Genomic DNA, 13,947 nt, shown 5'->3' with positions numbered 1-13,947 from the left:
GCAGTCACTGGAGGGCGATCGCCGAGCTGAGCGACCCTCCGCACGATGGAGGCGACAGATATGACGAACACCCAGACCACCCCCGCAACCGCAGCGAACCCCGACGTCGCCGCCGCGACGGCGCAGTTCCTCACCCCCGTCGTCCTGGGCCTGCAGGCCTTGGCCGTGAACGGGAAGCAGGCGCACTGGAATGTGCGCGGCGCGAACTTCATCGCGATCCACGAGCTCCTCGACTCCGTCGTCGCCCACGCGCAGGACGGTGCGGACCAGGCCGCGGAGCGCATCGTCGCCCTCGGACTGCCGGTCGACGCCCGCGTCGGCACCGTGGCTCAGAAGACCGCGACGGCCGTGCCTGCCGGATTCACCCAGTGGGACGCGCTCATCCGCAACGTGATCACCGACATGGACACCGTCATCGCGGACGTCCAGGCGGCGATCGACGGACTGGACGAGTTCGACCTGACGAGCCAGGACATCGCGATCGGCATCAAGGAGTCGCTCGAGAAGGACCGCTGGTTCCTCTTCGCGCACCTCGCCGAGTGAGCTGATCTCACGATGAAGACCCCCGGGGATCCCGGGGGTCTTCGTCGTCTCACGGATGCTGCAGGTAGGCGAGGACCGCGAGCACCCGGCGATGCTCGGTGCCCGACTCCTCCAGGCCGAGCTTCGCGAAGATCGCGCTGATGTTCTTCTCGACCGCGCCGACGCCGATGAAGAGCCGCTCCGCGATGCTGGCGTTGCTGCGTCCCTCCGCCATGAGCGTGAGCACGTCGCGTTCGCGCGGGGTGAGCGCCGCCAGCGGGTCGGGTCGGGCCGAGAGCAGCCCCTGCACGACGAGGGGGTCGAGCACCGTGCCGCGTTCGCGGACGCGACGGACGGCATCCGTGAACTCGTCGAGGGATGTGACGCGATCCTTCAGGAGATAGCCGACCCCGCCCTCGCCGCCTGCGAGCAGCTCCCGCGCGTAGACGCCCTCGACGTACTGGCTCAGGACGAGGATGCCGACGTGGGGAAGGGCGGCGCGCACCGCGAGTGCGGCACGGATCCCCTCGTCACGGAAGCCCGGCGGCAGGCGCACATCGAGGATCGCGACGTCGGCGTGCGCGTCGCTGACCCGCGTCACGACGTCGTGTGCATCGCCCCAGGCACCGGCCGTCGTGTAGCCGGCCTCGTCGAACAGCCGGACGAGCCCCTCGCGGAGCAGGACCGAGTCTTCGAAGAGAACGACGCGGAGCGCGGGCGAGTCCTGCGAGGCGGCCATCTCCTCAGAATAGGCAGCGGTCATGGTGCGACCACCAGCGGGATGTGCGCTCCGACGGACGTGGGCCCGCCGACGGGGCTCGTGACGACGAGGATGCCGCGCAGACCCGCGACGCGCTCGCGCAGCCCCTCGAGGCCGTGTCCCGTCGTGATGACGGCGCCGCCGCGACCGTTGTCGACGACCCAGACGTCGAGGTGTGTGGGCGCACCGGCGGCGTTGCGGCGAAGCGACGCGCGCACCGTCGCTGCGGTGGCGCCCGAGTGCTTCACGGCGTTGGTCATCAGCTCGGCGACCACGAAGTACACCGTCCGGGCGACTTCCTGGCTCACCGCGCGGTCGATGGCCGGGTCGATCTCGACCTGCGCCCACAACGGCGAGCCGGCCGCCAGCGCGTCGAGCGCGGCGGCGAGGCCGCGATCCTGCAGGAGCGGTGGCGCGACGCCGCTGGACAGCGCGCGCAGCTCGTCGAGCGCAGCCTTCGCGTGGCCGCGTGCCTCGCGGGCGAGTTCGGCGGCAGCATCCGCGTCTCCGGCTTCGGCCCGACGCTCGAGCGCCGCCAGGTCCATCTGCAGGCGCACCAGGCGCTGCTGCGGTCCGTCGTGGATGTCGCGCTCGAGGCGGCGAAGCGCGACGTCCTCGGCGTGCACCGCGGCGCTCCGGGCAGCGGACTCCGCGCGCACCTCGGCGGCGAGCTCATCGGAGTTCCAACGGCCCAGCATGCCTTTGGCGACGGCGTGGTGGCCACGGGCCAGCCCGCCGAGCACCCACGGCATGGTGACCGTGAAGACGATGCCGGCGACGAGGTACAGCGTGACCTCGACAGCCCAGCTGGACCATCCGCCGAACAGCCACGGCAGGTAGTCGGCGACGAAACGGCCCCATTCGCCGTCGCGTCCGTCGCTGCCGCCGCGAGGGATGAACGACCCCCAGAACCAGTAGGTCAGTCCCCCGAGGCCGACGCTCAGCCATACCGTCGTCAGTGCGAACGAGATGGTGCTGATGATGGGGCTCACGATCATGCCGTGCACGAGATAGAGCCAGTAGTGCGCGTTGCGGATGGGTCGCGTGAGCGTCATCCAGAAGCCGGTGCTGTCGGTGGTGTCGCGGTTCCACTCCGGCTCGTCGATCTCGGGAAGACCCGTGAGCAGCAGCAGGAACCGGTCGGCGACGCCGAACCCTCTCGCGATGAGAAGGGTGAGCACACCGAGCGGCAGGCCGATCAGGATGACCAGCAGACCGACGCTCGTCCAGAACAGCGGGGCCAGCACGCTGATCGAGATCATCGCGAGGACGAAGACCGCCAGGAGGTAGAGCGCGCTGCCCGGCGTACGGATCCAGGCGCGCCCGTAGGACGCCCAGAACCCGGTGGCGGGTGCGGACGCGTCCGGCTGCAGCGGGGCCGGCTCAGTGATCGTGGCGGTCATCGGTGTCTCCCTCGGGACGCTTCAGGTCGGGCTGCTGGCCCGGTTCGACGACCAGGAACTGTCCCATCATGCCCTGGTCCTCGTGCCACAGGAGGTGGCAGTGATACATGTACGGAGTGGTCGCATCGGCGTAATCGTCGAACCTCACCAGCAGGCGGTACTCGCGGTCGCGCTCGAGCGCGATCGTGTCTTTGAAGCCGGCCAGCCGGGCCGGCGGAGCGGCGCCGTCGACGCTGAGGATCCGGAACTGCGTGTCGTGCACGTGGAACGAATGCGGCAGCGGATTCTCGTTGCGCACGGTCCACACCTCGCTGGTGTCGACGGTGGCGACGACGTCCGCGCGGCCCAGGTCCATCTGCCGGTCGTTGATGTTGTGGCCCGACATGACGAAGTCGCGCTCGGCCGCAGCGCCGGTCGCATCCGCCGCCGGCACGTCCGCGAGCCGTGACGGAACCTCCGGTGAGGCTGTCAGCGATGACGCGGCGCGCAGCTCCATCACATCGAAACTGGCCGCGCCCGCGTTGAGCGCCGGGTCGGGCGCGAGAGACCGGAGCACGATGCGCTCCCCCGGCTTCATCGACACCACGATCTCGGCCCGCTCGCCCGGGGACAGCGGGATGTCGGTCGCGGTGACGGGCGCCTGGAGCAGACCGCCATCGGTGCCGATGAGGTCGAACTCGCGGCCGTCGGCGAATGCGAAGTCGTACATGCGCGCGCTCGACCCGTTCAGCAGGCGCAGGCGCACCCGCTCGGTGGTGACATCCAGGTAGGGCGCGACCGTGCCGTTGACCAAGATCGTGTCGCCCAGCACTCCGTCGAACTGCATGCCGAGACCGCCGGCGAACGACCCGTCGGAGTTGAAGGAGCGGTCCTGCACGATCACGGGCAGATCGTCGACGCCGTACTCGCGGGGCAGGGCGAGTGCGGCCTCCTCGTCGTCCTGCACGAGGAACATGCCGGCGAGCCCGGCGTCGACCTGCTCACGCGTGCGCCCGTGAAGATGGGGGTGGTACCAGAGGGTGGCCGCAGGCTGGTCGATCGTCCACTCGGGCTGCCACAAGGCACCCGCGGTGATCGGCGAGTAGGGCCCGCCGTCCATGGCGGCAGGCAGGTGCATGCCGTGCCAGTGCACGGTCGTCGGATCCGCGAGGCCGTTGGTCACGTCGACGCGCACCTGCTCGCCCCGCTCGGCGACGAGCGTCGGGCCGAGGTACGCGCCGTCGTAGCCGAGAGTGGGAGTCCGCCCCTCGGGCACGAAGGACGAGCTGCCCTCCTGCGCGGTCAGCTCGAAGACGCGAACGCCGTCCTCGACGCGCGACGGCGCCAGCGGTGGGACGGCGAGCGGTGCGCGGAAGTCGATCGTCCCCACGGCGGGTGGTGTGGCTCGCACGGCGTTCGTGGCGAACCAGATCCCACCCGCGGCGATGAGCAGGGCGACGACGGCCAGCGGGATCGCGACGAGGACGATGACGAGCCGGCGACGTCGCCGGCGTGGCGTGGCGCTCGGCGGGTCCATGGCGGGCGGGGACGGCGGCCGCGGGGCTCGCTGCGTGGGCGGCGGGAAGGTCATGCATCCAGCCTCGCGACGACGCCGTCGCGGCGGCATCCGACCCCCTCCCGAACCCGTATGGGGGTAGACCCCCGGATCGCGGGGAGGGCTTTACGCCAGGTGCGTCAGGCGCCCACCCAGGAGCGTCGCGCCGACGCGCATGCCGCGGAGCCCCGTCTCGTCGGCGGCGAGCGGGTCGCGCTCGCAGATCGCGAGGTCCGCGACGTCCCCCGGCTCGATGCGTGCGGGCTCGATCGACCCGCCGCGGGTGGATGCCGAGAGCGCAGTGGCGGCGTCCACTCGCTGCTCGGGCTGCCAGGCGGCGCGGCCGTCGCGCGTGCGGAACACGGCCGCCGCCATCGTCGCCCACGGATCGAGCGGCGCCACGGGCGCGTCCGAGCCGAACAGCAGGTTCGCCCCGGTGTCGGCGAGGGCGCGCAGCGGGTAGGGCTGTGCCGTCTGGCCCGCCCAGACGCGATCGGTGAGGTCGCGGTCGTCCAGTGCGTGCTCGGGCTGCACGCTCGCTCCCACGCCCAGACGCGCGAAGCGCGGGATGTCGGCGTGCGCGACGAGCTGCGCATGCTCGATGGTCCCCCACGCGCCGGTGGCGGCGAACGCGTCGAGCGCGTGGGAGTTCGCCACGTCGCCGATCGCGTGGATCGCGGACGCGATGCCGGCCGCGGTCGCGCGTGTCATCAGATCGACCAGCGTGGCGAGGTCGACCGTCAGCACTCCGTGGTTGTGCGGATCGCCTGGATAGGAGTGGGAGGTGGCCGCTGTGCGGGTGCCCAGCGAGCCGTCGGTGATGACCTTGAGCGGACCCACTCGGACCAGGTCGGATGCCGCGCCGCGGGCGACATCACCGGTCTGAAGTCCCTCCGAGACCGCCCGGTCGAGGAACTCGGGGTAGATCCCGAACACGACCCGGAGCGCGTCGAAGCCGTCGGCGAGGCGCCGCACCCACGCGTCCTCGTTCCACGCCATGTCGAGATCGACGAGGCCCACCACGCCCCGGGCTGCGGCATCCTGCGCCATGCGGCCGACGAGCGGATCCGACACCGATGCGTCGACGGCGTTGAGCCGCCGCGAGATCTCGAACGCGGGCTCCTCGCGGAGCACGCCGACGCCGTCGGGTGCGAATCCCTCGCGGCGCAGCGCGGCGGTGTTCAGCCACACGCTGTGCACGTCGGCGTTGATGAGGTAGGTCGGCACATCGCCGGTCGCTGCATCGAGGACGGCGAGGTCCGGTGCGTCGGGCCAGAACGCGTCGCGATACCCGCTGCCCACTCGGCGTCCGTCGGACATCGTCTCGGCGGCGGCCATGAGCGCGGCCGCGTGTGCGGCGGACTCGGCCCCGCCCAGAGCGACGCGCTGAGCGGTGAGTGCCCACTGGACGGTGTGCACATGGTGGTCCCAGAGGCCCGGGATGACGCAGCCGCCGCCGGCGTCGAGCACGCGACCGTTCCTCGGCAGCGCCCCGGCGGGCGCGATGTCGACGACGAGTCCTTCGGCAAGGTGCACGTCGACCGGGTCCGATCCGAAGGGGTCGGTGCGCTGGGATCCGGTCAGCCGCGCGTTCGCGATCACGTCGGGGGCGTCACCGCGGGCGAGCGTCACCGGGCGGCCTTCCGCGTCTCGAGGTCGCGGCGCATCTCGGCCGGCAGCCGTGGATCGGCGTACGGGCCCGCACCGGCCTCGAGCTCGACGATCACCGTCTCGACGACCTCGTCCGGCTTGTTCTGACTGAGCTTGCGCTTGCCGACGACCCGGGTCGGCGTGAGGCGGAACCCCGCCGTCCCCTTCTCGAGGCGGCGCACGAACTCGGGGTCGTTGGGCGGCGCCCACATCATCCGGGGCTGCGGCATGCCGCTCTCGAAGCGCGCGACGAGGCGTTCGAGCACGGCGAGGTTCTCCTCGGGCGTCAGCAGCTCCGGAATGCCGGTGAGGTGCGCCGAGACGAAGTTCCAGGTCGGCACGCTCTGCACGTCGCCGTACCAGCCGGGTGAGATGTACCCGTGGGGACCCTGCACGACGACGAGAAGCTCGCGCTCGCCCAGCCCGTGGATGAGGTCGTCGGGCTTGCCGACGTGACCCACGATGGTGAGGTCGTCCCGGTCGGCGTCGAGCAGCACCGCATAGTGCGAGGCGACGAGTCCGGCGTCCGTGGAGCTGACCATCGTGACCCACGGATTCTGCTCGATGAGCCGGCGGATCTCGCCGACATCCGACATCGCGAAGCTCGGGTTCTGGCGCATGGACTCAGCCTATTCGGGCGGCGCAGCCGTCAGCTGCGGTGTCACGCCTGACAGGAGGGGCACCAGTAGAGCTTGCGGGTGGCGACCTCTTCGACGACGATCGCGGTGCCGCACACCCGGCAGGGCAGCCCCGCGCGGTGGTACACCCAGTGCCGATCGTCACGGCTCGCCATCGCCTTGCGGTACGCGTCCGGGTCGAGGTCGTCCATCGTCATCATCTGACCGGTCTCGACGCCGATCGCGAGCAGCCGCACCCAGTCGCGCCAGATCCCGCGCACGACCTCCTCTGGCACCTCGCGGCCCGGTGTGTGGGGGTTCTGGCGCGCACGGAACAGCAGCTCTGCCCGGTACACGTTGCCGATGCCGCTGACGACGGTCTGGTCCATGAGCAGCAGGCCGATGGATGTCGGTTTGCGGCGCACCACCGAGGTGAACCGCTCCTCCCCCTCCGTGACGTCGTCGACGAGCGGGTCGGGGCCGAGCTTCGCGATGGTGGCTGCGACCTCGTCCGGGCTCTGGAGCTCGCATGCCGTCGGACCCCGCAGATCGGCGCACGTGACATCCGTGAGGAGCCGCAGCCGCACCTGCCCCACCACGGGCGGGGGCCACTCGTCGCCCTCGTCGGCGAGACCCGTGGTCTGCTCCGACATCCGCACGTGCACGCGGGTCCGTCGCGGCGCTCCGATCGAGGTCAGCGAGTTCTCACCGGCGCCGTCGAGGACCACCTCGCCGAGGTCGGTCCCCCGCTGATTGGTCTGCCCCATGCGGCCGTTCGCCGAGGCGATCGTGGGGTCGACCACGATGTCGCCGGCGAAGTCCCATGCACCGTACATGCCCAGATGCACGCGCAGCCACAGGTCGTCGTCGAACTCGAGGAACATCTGCTTGCCGACGGCCCGCACCCGCGTCGCGGTGCGCCCGCTGAGGATTGCGGCGCCTTCGACGAAACGACCTTGCGGACTCGTGGCCGCGACGGCGCGGCCGACGAAGTTGCGGTCGAACTGGCGGGCGATGCGATGGACGGAATGGCCCTCGGGCATCGGGTCAGCCGGCTTCGGGGTCGAACGAGCTGTCGTCGGCGGCCAGGACGTCGGGCTGCTGAGCGGCGCGCGGGTCGGGCTGCAGCGTTCCGTCCTGCTCGTAGGCGGCCAGCTGCGCGATGCGCCGCGCGTGGCGCTCCTCGCCCGAGAACGGGGTGGCGATGAAGCGGTCGATGAACGTCGTCGCCTCTTCGAAGGTGTGCTGGCGGGCGCCGATCGCGATCACGTTCGCGTCGTTGTGCTCACGCGCGAGCTCGGCGGTGGCGATGCTCCACGCCAGAGCCGCACGGACGCCGACGACCTTGTTCGCCGCGATCTGCTCGCCGTTTCCGGAGCCGCCGAAGACGACGCCGAGCGTCTCGATGCCGGCGGCCTGGTCGCGCACGACGGCCTGGGCGGCACGGATGCAGAACGCCGGGTAGTCGTCGAGCGGGTCGTACTCGAGGGGGCCGTGGTCGACGACTTCGTGACCCGCCGCCGCGAGATGGTGCTGCAGCTGCGTCGAGAACTCGAGGCCGGCGTGGTCGGTCGCGATGTGGATGCGCATGGGCTCAATCCTAGGGAAGCCGGAGGGGACGGTGACGGATGCCGGCACGTCGGTGCCGGCGCTGCCGTGGTGCGGATCCGGTGGCTCAGGGCGCGACGCCGGCGGCAGCGGGCTTGAAGCCCGCGCGCACGTTCTCGCAGCAGGCCGGGCGGCACACGTCGAACCACGGCCCGAGGTCCGTCGCGTGCGGGCGCTGCGCTGCCGGGGTTCCGTTCAACCGCTCCTGGACGAGGTCGATGAGCCCCGACACGAACACCGGGTCGACACCGGGCGTCGGCGTGCGCACAGCACGGATTCCCGCCTCCGCCGCGGCATCCATCGCCTCGGTGTCGAGGTCCCACAGAACCTCCATGTGGTCGCTCATGAAGCCGAGGGGGACGATCGCCACCGCCTGCACGCCGGCCGAGGGAAGCTCGGCGATCACGTCGTTGACGTCGGGCTCGAGCCATGGCTGGCTCGGCGGGCCCGAGCGCGACTGGTAGACGAGATCCCACGCGACCCGGTCGGCGCCCGGCACCTCCGCCGCGACCGCCGCCATGACCACCTCGGCGACGGCGAGGTGCTGGGCCGCGTAAGCGCCCCCCTCGCCGAGATCACGGTGCTGCTCGTCCCCTTCGCGCGGGCCGGACCGCTCGGCATCCGCGGTCGGAATGCTGTGGGTCGAGAACAGCACGCGTATCGCCTCGGGGGCGATGCCGTCGGCGAGGAATCCGCTCACGGCGTCGCGCACGCCGTCGACGAAGGGCTGTACGAAGCCGGGGTGATCGAAGAACTGGCGCACCTTGTCGATCGTGACGGTGCCCTCCAGTCCCGTCTCGGTGAGCACGCGTGCGAAATCCTCGCGGTACTGCCGGCAGCTCGAGAACGACGAGTAGGCGCTGGTGGCGAGGCCCAGGAGCCTCGTGTCGCCCGCGGCCGCGGCATCCGTCACCGCCTCATCGAGATACGGCGCCCAGTTGCGGTTGCCCCAGTACACCGGAAGATCGATGCCGCGGGTGGCGAGCTCCGCCTCGAGCGCAGCCTTCAGCGCACGGTTCTGCGCATTGATCGGGCTCACCCCGCCGAAATGGCGGTAGTGGTGGGCGACCTCCTCGAGGCGCTCGTCGGGGATGCCCCGACCGCGCGTGACGTTGCGGAGGAACGGGATGACGTCGTCCTGGCCCTCGGGACCCCCGAACCCGGCGAGCAGGATGCCGTCGTAGGCGACGGCCTGCTCCACGTACGGAGCCCCGGAGGCGGCGGCGGGCGATGCGAACGGTACGACGTGCTGCTCGGGAGAGGTCACCCCTCCATCCTGACACCCGGAGCGCACGATTCCGCCCACGATCGGTGCTTCACACGGCGGCTGACATAGGCTGGACCGGTTGTCATCGGTGCCAGCAGCGCTGATGGCGGCCGCCGGATCGAGTGTCCGCGCAACGGGCTTATCGAGATCATCCGTCATCCTCACCCATGGGAGCCAAAGCAGTGCCTGGAGAGAACCTCACCCGGATCGAGGCGCAGGAGCGCCGCGCGATCGTCGACACGCAGTCCTACGAGATCGCGCTGGACCTGACGAAGGGCGCCGAGATCTTCGGATCGCGCACCGTCGTCCGCTTCACCGCCACTGCGGGCGCCGCGACGTTCATCGACCTCATCGCGCGCGATGTGCGCGAGATCACCCTCAACGGGCGGTCCATCGACCCGGCAGCCGCCTTCGCGGACTCGCGGATCGCCCTCGACGGCCTCGCCGCCGACAACGAGCTCGTCATCGACGCCGACTGCCTCTACACGAACACAGGCGAGGGCCTGCACCGCTTCGTCGACCCGGTCGACGGCGAGGTGTACCTCTACTCGCAGTTCGAGGTTCCCGACTCGCGCCGCGTCTTCGCGGTCTTCGAGCAGCCCGACCTGAAGGCGACGTTCGCGTTCACGGTGACCGCGCCCGAGCCGTGGAAGGTCGTCTCCAACTCCCCCACCCCCGAGCCCAAGAAGCACGGGGACGGCACCGCGACGTGGCGCTTCGAGCCCACTCCGCGCATCTCGTCGTACATCACGGCGCTCATCGCCGGCCCCTACGAGGCGACGTTCTCGGAGCTCACCAGCTCGTCGGGCCGCGTCATCCCCCTCGGCGTGTACGGCCGGAAGAGCCTCTGGCAGTACCTCGACTCCGACTACATCTTCGACAAGACGCGTCAGGGCTTCGCCTACTTCGAGGAGAAGTTCGACTACGCCTATCCGTTCGCGAAGTACGACCAGCTGTTCGTCCCCGAGTTCAACGCGGGGGCGATGGAGAACGCCGGCGCGGTGACCTTCACCGAGACCTACGTGTTCCGCTCGAAGGTGACGGATGCCGTCAAGGAGCGTCGCGTCGTCACGATCCTGCACGAGCTCGCGCACATGTGGTTCGGCGACCTCGTCACCATGAAGTGGTGGAACGACCTCTGGCTGAACGAGTCGTTCGCCGAGTGGGCGTCGACGATCGCCACCGCCGAGGCCACCGAGTGGACCGAGGCGTGGACGACCTTCAACGCCATGGAGAAGACCTGGGCGTACCGCCAGGATCAGCTGCCCTCCACGCACCCCGTCGTCGCGCAGATCAACGACCTCGAAGACGTGCAGGTCAACTTCGACGGCATCACGTACGCCAAGGGCGGCTCGGTGCTCAAGCAGCTGGCCGCGTGGGTCGGCATCGACGAGTTCTTCGCGGGCGTGGGCGCCTACTTCAAGAAGCACGAGTGGTCGAACACCGAGCTGTCGGACCTGCTCTCCGAGCTCGAGGTCACCAGCGGCCGTGAGCTCTCGACGTGGTCGAAGAAGTGGCTCGAGACCGCCGGCGTGAACACGCTGTCGCCCGAGATCGTGACGGATGTCGACGGCACCATCACGCGCTTCGCGATCGTGCAGACCGCGCCGGCCGACTACCCCACGATCCGGCCGCACCGTCTCGGCGTCGGCTTCTACGAACTCGACGGCGACGCCCTCGTGCGCGTGCACCACGTCGAGCTCGACGTCGACGGCGACTTGACGGAGGTACCGGAGCTCAAGGGCCGCACGCGCCCCGCGCTCGTGCTGCTGAACGACGAGGACCTGGCGTACGCCAAGATCCGCCTCGACGACCGGTCGCTGCAGACCGCGATCGATCACCTCGGCAAGATCAGCGACCCGCTCGCGCGGTCGCTGGTGTGGGGTGCCGCGTGGGACCAGACGCGCGACGCCGAGGCATCCGCCTCGGACTACGTCGACCTGGTGCTGCGCAACATCGGCGCCGAGACCGAGTCGACCACCGTGCGCACGACGCTCGCGCAGCTGCAGCTCGCGGCGAACTCGTACGTGGCGCCCGAGAAGCGCGACGTCACCCGCGCCCACGTCGCCGATGCGCTGTGGCAGCTCGCCGAGGCAGCGGAGGCAGGCAGCGACAGCCAGCTGCAGTTCGTCACGGCGTTCGCCTCGGCGGCCGCCACGCCGAGCCAGTGGGAGAAGGTGCGTCAAGTGCGCGACGGCGAGGTCACCTTCGCCGACCTCGCGATCGACACCGACCTGTCGTGGCAGCTGCTCGTGTCGCTCGCGGCCGGCGGCGTCGTGACGGCGGACGACATCGACGCCGCGCTCGCAGCCGACAACACCGCCAAGGGCGGGGAGTTCGCTGCCCAGGCCAAGGCCGCCCTGCCCTCTCCCGAGGCGAAGGCCGCCGCGTGGTCGTCGCTCGTCGACAGCGACGACCAGCCGAACACGATCGTCCGCGCCGCCGCGCTCGGCTTCGTGCACCCGGCCGGCCGCGAGCTGCTCGACGGCTTCGTCGCGCGCTACTTCGACGCACTGCTGCCGATCTGGGACTCGCGCACCTACCAGATCGCGCAGTACCTGATCGTCGGCCTCTACCCCGCGCCGCTCGCGAACGTCGCCCTGCGCGACGCCACGCGCGCCTGGCTCGAGGCGAACGTCGACGCCGCCCCGGCGCTGCGCCGCCTGGTGGCCGAGAACCTCGCGGGCGTCGAGCGCGCGCTCTCGGTGCAGGACCGCGACGCCCAGTAGCCGACACACGGATGCCCCGGCCTCGGCAGTCGCCGAGCCGGGGCATCCGTCGTTGCGGCACCGTGGTACCACTCGTCGAGGCGCATGTTCGTCCTCCAGGTGGACGCGCCCGAAGCGGCGCGCTCCTAGCGTGGGAGCATGATCGTTGCAGAGAATCTCACGAAGCGATTCGGAGACAAGACCGCCGTATCGGACGTTTCGTTCACGGTGCAGCCGGGCAAGGTGACCGGGTTCCTCGGTCCGAACGGTGCCGGCAAGTCCACCACCATGCGCATGATCGTCGGCCTGGACCGGCCTACGTCGGGCACCGTCACCGTCGGTGGGGAGCCCTACTCGCGGCTTCGCGCGCCGCTGACAGAAGTCGGGGTGCTGCTCGACGCCAAGGCGGTGCACACGGGGCGCTCGGCCCGCAACCACCTGCGGGCGATGGCCGCGACCCACGGCATCGGCAATGCGCGGGTCGATGAGGTCATCGAGCTCACCGGCATCGGATCCGTCGCAGGCAAGCGCGCCGGCAAGTTCTCCCTCGGCATGGGCCAGCGGCTCGGCATCGCTGCGGCCCTGCTCGGCGACCCCCGGACCCTGATCCTCGACGAGCCGGTGAACGGGCTCGATCCCGAGGGCGTGCGGTGGGTGCGGCAGTTCGTCCGCCATCTCGCGGCCGAAGGACGCACGGTGCTGCTGTCCTCACATCTCATGAGTGAGATGGCGCAGACCGCCGATCACGTCATCGTCCTCGGCCGCGGCCGGGTGCTCGCCGACGCCGAGCTCTCCGAACTGGTGCGCGCCTGGACCACCAACACCGTGGCGGTGCGCTCCCCGCGCCTCACGGAGCTCGTCGCGGCGCTCGGGGGCCCCGACATCGCGGTGACCGCGACCGAACCCGGCGCCGCGGAGATCTCGGGCGTCACCGCCGCCGTCGTGGGTGACCTCGCCGCCTCGCTCGGCATCCCCGTGCACGAGCTGACCTCACGAACCGGATCGCTCGAGGACGCCTATCTCGCCCTCACCGGCGAAGCCGTCGAGTACGCCTCCAAGGAGATCTCATGACCACGCTCACCGCGCCTCCGGCCCACGCGACCCGGGCCGCCTCCGCCCACCGCCTGACGTTCGGCCACCTCATCCGCAGCGAGGGGATCAAGCTCGTCAGCCTGCGGTCGACCTGGTGGTCGCTCGGCATCGCGGCAGCCCTCTCGGTGGGCATATCGATGATGATCGCGGCAGCCTCCTCGTCGTTCGGACCGGAATTCCCCGCCGTGAGCGCCATCCTCACGCCCACCCAGTTCACGATGCTCGTCGCGGGCATCCTCGGTGCCATCGCGATCACGGGCGAGTACTCGACCGGCATGATCCGTTCCACCCTGACCGCGGACCCCCGCCGTGGGACGGTGCTCGCCGCCAAGGCGGTCGTCGTCAGCGCGCTGATGGCCGCGACGACGGTCGTCATGTACGCGATCGCCATCCTCGCGACCTCGCCGCTGCTCTCCGAGCAGATCGACTGGTCGGATGCCGCGCAGTCGTGGATCCCGCTCGCCTACGGCGTGCTGTCGATGGTGGCGTTCACGCTCATCGGGCTGGGGTGGGGGTTCCTGGTCCGAAACGGCGCGGGAGCCATCGCGGCGACCGTCGGCCTGCTGTTCGTGCTGCCGATCGTCACGAGCATGTTCGCCATGGCGGGCGAGGCATGGCAGTGGATCGTCGACCTCGGGGAGTACCTGCCCATGGCCGCCGCGAGCACCATCTCCACTCCCGGCGCCGAAGACGTCCTGCCGGCACTCCTCGCCCTGATCGGCTGGGTCGCCGTGCTGCTCGTCGGCGGCTGGGCGGTGCTGCGCACCCGCGACGCGTAGAGTCGGC

The 13,947-nt window shown here is 70.6% G+C and carries 12 protein-coding genes; 4 read left to right on the top strand and 8 right to left on the bottom strand.

The window, feature by feature from the left end; genetic code table 11:
• Positions 1–60: 60 nt before the first annotated feature.
• Complete coding sequence (locus tag Q9R08_RS06600; protein ID WP_163630393.1) at positions 61–543, top strand: Dps family protein; 483 nt, start codon at positions 61–63, stop codon at positions 541–543.
• Between the two features lie 49 nt (positions 544–592).
• On the opposite strand, the gene Q9R08_RS06595 is transcribed toward Q9R08_RS06600, so the two are convergent.
• The 8 genes from Q9R08_RS06595 to Q9R08_RS06560 all read right to left on the bottom strand — a co-directional run bounded on the left by Q9R08_RS06595 (position 593) and on the right by Q9R08_RS06560 (position 9,361).
• Entirely contained in the window at positions 593–1,261 is a 669-nt protein-coding gene (locus Q9R08_RS06595) for a response regulator transcription factor (RefSeq protein WP_308867087.1), read from the bottom strand.
• Positions 1,262–1,281: 20 nt separating this feature from the next.
• Positions 1,282–2,685: a sensor histidine kinase gene (locus Q9R08_RS06590; protein ID WP_308867086.1), complete on the bottom strand. Its 1,404-nt coding sequence runs from the start codon at positions 2,683–2,685 to the stop codon at positions 1,282–1,284.
• The gene (locus Q9R08_RS06585; protein WP_308867085.1) at positions 2,666–4,255 is read right to left on the bottom strand and encodes a multicopper oxidase family protein; all 1,590 of its coding nucleotides are present in this window, start codon (positions 4,253–4,255) and stop codon (positions 2,666–2,668) included. Before Q9R08_RS06585 ends, Q9R08_RS06590 begins: the two co-directional genes overlap by 20 nt.
• A 90-nt stretch (positions 4,256–4,345) precedes the next feature.
• Positions 4,346–5,851, bottom strand: coding sequence for an amidohydrolase (locus tag Q9R08_RS06580; RefSeq protein WP_308867084.1), 1,506 nt, complete (start codon positions 5,849–5,851; stop codon positions 4,346–4,348).
• Complete coding sequence (locus tag Q9R08_RS06575; protein WP_308867083.1) at positions 5,848–6,489, bottom strand: FMN-binding negative transcriptional regulator; 642 nt, start codon at positions 6,487–6,489, stop codon at positions 5,848–5,850. Before Q9R08_RS06575 ends, Q9R08_RS06580 begins: the two co-directional genes overlap by 4 nt.
• Positions 6,490–6,530: 41 nt before the next feature.
• Complete coding sequence (locus Q9R08_RS06570; RefSeq protein WP_308867082.1) at positions 6,531–7,529, bottom strand: Fpg/Nei family DNA glycosylase; 999 nt, start codon at positions 7,527–7,529, stop codon at positions 6,531–6,533.
• Positions 7,530–7,533: 4 nt separating this feature from the next.
• Positions 7,534–8,076, bottom strand: a complete 543-nt coding sequence (locus Q9R08_RS06565) for a ribose-5-phosphate isomerase (RefSeq protein WP_308867081.1) — start codon at positions 8,074–8,076, stop codon at positions 7,534–7,536.
• An 85-nt stretch (positions 8,077–8,161) separates the two neighbouring features.
• A complete protein-coding gene (locus tag Q9R08_RS06560) occupies positions 8,162–9,361 on the bottom strand; it encodes a ferrochelatase (protein ID WP_308867080.1) in 1,200 nt (399 codons plus the stop codon).
• Positions 9,362–9,543: 182 nt separating this feature from the next.
• Between Q9R08_RS06560 and pepN the strand changes: the two genes are divergently transcribed.
• The 3 genes from pepN to Q9R08_RS06545 all read left to right on the top strand — a co-directional run bounded on the left by pepN (position 9,544) and on the right by Q9R08_RS06545 (position 13,940).
• Complete coding sequence (gene pepN, locus Q9R08_RS06555) at positions 9,544–12,090, top strand: aminopeptidase N (RefSeq protein WP_308867676.1); 2,547 nt, start codon at positions 9,544–9,546, stop codon at positions 12,088–12,090.
• A 138-nt stretch (positions 12,091–12,228) separates the two neighbouring features.
• Positions 12,229–13,140 (top strand): ABC transporter ATP-binding protein, encoded by a 912-nt coding sequence (locus Q9R08_RS06550; RefSeq protein WP_308867079.1) that lies wholly within the window; start codon positions 12,229–12,231, stop codon positions 13,138–13,140.
• The gene (locus Q9R08_RS06545) at positions 13,137–13,940 is read left to right on the top strand and encodes an ABC transporter permease (protein WP_308867078.1); all 804 of its coding nucleotides are present in this window, start codon (positions 13,137–13,139) and stop codon (positions 13,938–13,940) included. The genes Q9R08_RS06550 and Q9R08_RS06545 overlap by 4 nt, the downstream gene beginning before the upstream one ends.
• Positions 13,941–13,947 lie beyond the last annotated feature (7 nt).

Origin of the sequence: Microbacterium psychrotolerans, assembly GCF_031085295.1 — a bacterium.
Taxonomy (GTDB): domain Bacteria; phylum Actinomycetota; class Actinomycetes; order Actinomycetales; family Microbacteriaceae; genus Microbacterium; species Microbacterium psychrotolerans.
Note: the sequence above shows the minus strand (reverse complement) of the source record. Positions and strands in the feature narration are given on the sequence as shown.